The sequence below is a fragment of the Brunnivagina elsteri CCALA 953 genome (genome assembly GCF_002289455.1).
GTDB lineage: Bacteria > Cyanobacteriota > Cyanobacteriia > Cyanobacteriales > Nostocaceae > Brunnivagina > Brunnivagina elsteri.
Genome location: NZ_NTFS01000573.1, coordinates 1 through 3,148, shown reverse-complemented (window position 1 = coordinate 3,148; position 3,148 = coordinate 1). Strand labels below are relative to the sequence as shown.

General features: G+C 38.3%; 3 protein-coding genes. All 3 read left to right on the top strand.

The window, feature by feature from the left end; genetic code table 11:
• Window positions 1–233: 233 nt before the first annotated feature.
• The 3 genes from CK510_RS28525 to CK510_RS28515 all read left to right on the top strand — a co-directional run bounded on the left by CK510_RS28525 (window position 234) and on the right by CK510_RS28515 (window position 3,101).
• Window positions 234–1,772, top strand: a complete 1,539-nt coding sequence (locus CK510_RS28525) for an FAD-dependent oxidoreductase (protein ID WP_095724855.1) — start codon at window positions 234–236, stop codon at window positions 1,770–1,772.
• Window positions 1,773–2,041: 269 nt separating this feature from the next.
• A complete protein-coding gene (locus CK510_RS28520) occupies window positions 2,042–2,707 on the top strand; it encodes a MotA/TolQ/ExbB proton channel family protein (RefSeq protein WP_095724854.1) in 666 nt (221 codons plus the stop codon).
• A complete protein-coding gene (locus tag CK510_RS28515; protein ID WP_095724853.1) occupies window positions 2,691–3,101 on the top strand; it encodes an ExbD/TolR family protein in 411 nt (136 codons plus the stop codon). The genes CK510_RS28520 and CK510_RS28515 overlap by 17 nt, the downstream gene beginning before the upstream one ends.
• Window positions 3,102–3,148: the final 47 nt, after the last annotated feature.

Genomic DNA, 3,148 nt, shown 5'->3' with positions numbered 1-3,148 from the left:
TAATTATCCTCAGTATATACTTACTTTTCCTTTATATCAGCTTAGAGCAAACTAAACATTTTGACAATATTATTACTTTACTGTCAGTCTATTTAGCGACGTGATATATCTCGTAAACTTTGCTGTCTATCAGGATTTTGGGATTAGATACTGCACGTACAAGTAACTTAAGCTTTCAATTACCATGACAGGTATTAGATTTAATCAATATTTTGGTTTAAAAGGTATTCGCTATGTCACTTACGGAAGACATTCTTTCCCAGCTACCTGGGGACATTTTAGGAGGATTACGACGTGCAGATGCGGTTTTGGCTTCTTTGCGTACAGGAAGTGTTCCCGTACCTGAAGTCGTCAAGGAAAATTCCCAACCTCTTGGTGATGTAGAATGGGATGTGGTAATTTGCGGTGGTACTTTAGGAATCCTTATTGCTGCTGCTTTAGCTTGTCGGGGAATACGAGTAGCATTACTTGAGAGGGGAATTTTACGGGGAAGAGAACAGGAATGGAATATTTCCCGTCATGAGTTGGGAGTTTTTGTTGAGTTGGGATTGTTGAGTGAAGGGGAATTGGAGAATGCGATCGCAACTGAGTATAACCCCGCAAGAGTCGCTTTTCACGAAGGAACGGAAGTTTGGGTTGAAGATGTACTTAATATTGGGGTAAATCCAGTTTACTTGCTGGAAACCCTCAAACAAAAGTTTCTTGCTGCTGATGGTAAGTTATTTGAAAATACCCCATTTAATGCAGCAGTGGTTCATCCAGATGGGGTAATTATCAATAATCAATTCAAAACCAGACTTTTGATAGATGCTATGGGACACTTTTCACCTATTACTCAACAAGCTAGAAACGGGGATATTCCTGATGCACTTTGTCTAGTTGTGGGAACTTGCGCTAGTGGTTTTCCGGAAAATCGTAGCGGGGATTTATTGTTATCAAATACATCTTTGCAAAATCAATGTCAGTACTTTTGGGAAGCATTTCCAGCCAAAGATGGTAGAACTACATACATGTTTACCTACATGGATGCAAATCCGCAACGTTTAAATTTAGAAGCTCTTTTTGAGGATTATCTACATTTAATGCCAGACTATCAAGGTGTGGAATTAAATCAGCTTGATATTAAACGTGCATTATTTGGTTTTTTTCCTTCCTATCGTCAAAGCCCTTTACAAACACCTTGGAATCGCATTATAACAGCTGGTGATAGTAGTGGGAGTCAATCACCGTTGAGTTTTGGTGGATTTGGGGCAATGGTACGACATTTAAAAAGGTTAAGTTTGGGTGTTTATGAAGCACTTCAAGCAGATGAGTTATCAGTGAAAGCTTTGTCATTACTACAACCGTATCAACCAAATTTGACTGTAACTTGGTTATTTCAGAAAGCGATGAGTGTGAGTGGTAATCAGCAAATTCATCCTCAACAAATCAATCAGTTGCTCTCAGCAGTCTTTATGGAAATGCAGAAGCTAGGGGAACCAGTATTAAAGCCATTTTTACAAGACGTGATTCAATTTTCAGGATTAACACAAACTCTGTTTAAAACGGGTTTGTTGCATCCAATTGAGGTGATTAAGGTGGTTCCCCAGGTTGGTTCGATTGCTTTACTTGATTGGACAATTCACTATATTAATTTAGGAATTTATTCAGTTTTATCATCATTTAGTCCAGCTTTGGAACCTTGGATCAAAAATATGTCAGCATCGCAACAATATTACTGGCATCGCTGGATTGATAGTTGGAAATATGGTTCAGGAGGTGATTATTTGTAATGTTAGAAAACTTATATTCTCGAATTCTAGATTTTTTCATGCAGAGTGGCAAAGACACGGAGGGAATATAATATATGGGTTTATTTGTGATTCTCTCAGTTTGGTTTTTTTTCACGCAGAGTCGCAAAGACGCAGAGAGAATATAATATTTCAATCAATTAATAATTAACATTGTTGCCCTTGCACGTGTAAAATTGCAATCTGTTACTCTAAACTAGTTTTGTCCATGAGTCGAGAAAAACTGGGATTAGAATTTATGGGGATTGGGTATGGGGATTATTAAGCTGTTTACAGATGGTGGGATTGTCACCTGGATTGTCATGTTACCCTTGTTGGGGTTCTCAATTTTAGCGATCGCATTAATTTTAGAACGTATACTATTCTGGATGCAAATCAATGGTCGTCAAGATAGAGTTGTCAAAGAGGTTATCAGTCTCTATCGACATAACAATGTTGTTAGTACCCTCGATAAACTACGGCAAAACTCAGATTTACCAGCTTCTCGCATCTTTTTAGCAGCACTCGAACTCGAAGATGCAACTCCTGAAGATTTTAGACTCGCTTTAGAATGTTCTGCACAAGCTGAAATTCCTCTCTTAAAACGCTTCCAGACTGCTTTCGATACAATTATTTCCCTTGCTCCTCTACTCGGACTTTTAGGTACAGTACTGGGATTAATTGAATCATTTGCATCACTGAATCTTGGCGATGTTGGTGGGACAAAAACGGCTGGAGTTACTGGAGGAATAAGCGCTGCACTTGTTTCTACTGCTTTTGGACTTGTTGTGGCAATTTTTACTTTACTTTTTGCGAATACTTTCCGAGGACTTCATCAACGACAGCTAGCATTTATTCAAGAACATGGTGGACAATTAGAATTGTTATACCGTCGTCGTTATGAACGAGGAGATAAATCATATGCGCCTACCAGATGAACCGGATATTCCCGCACAGATTAATATTGTGCCAATGATTGACGTGATTTTTGCAATTTTGACATTTTTTATTATGTCAACATTATTCTTAACCAAGACGGGGGGATTACCTGTTAATTTACCCAAAGCTGAAACAACCCAACCGCAACGTTCTGAATCCACACCAATTACAGTTACAATTGAAAAAACCGGACAAGTCAGTTTGAATGGTAATGCTGTGGTTTTAGATGCTTTGATTGAGCAAGTAACTAAATTAACTGGTAATAACCAAAATGATTTTTTAGTCGAAATTAGCGCTGATGAAAGCGTTAGTCATGGTCAAGTTATTGCGGTAATGGACAAATTACGCCAAATTCCTGGAGCTAGACTTGCGATCGCGACAGCGACTCCCTAAAGGAGTATCCCTACACAACAACCTTAATTTTTCCTTAATTTTTATAG

Excerpts from the sequence above, each read along its gene's own strand:
- CK510_RS28515 (WP_095724853.1), top strand. The coding sequence starts at position 2,691 with ATGCGCCTACCAGATGAACCGGATATTCCCGCACAGATTAATATTGTG.
- CK510_RS28520 (WP_095724854.1), top strand. The coding sequence starts at position 2,042 with ATGGGGATTATTAAGCTGTTTACAGATGGTGGGATTGTCACCTGGATT.
- CK510_RS28525 (WP_095724855.1), top strand. The coding sequence starts at position 234 with ATGTCACTTACGGAAGACATTCTTTCCCAGCTACCTGGGGACATTTTA.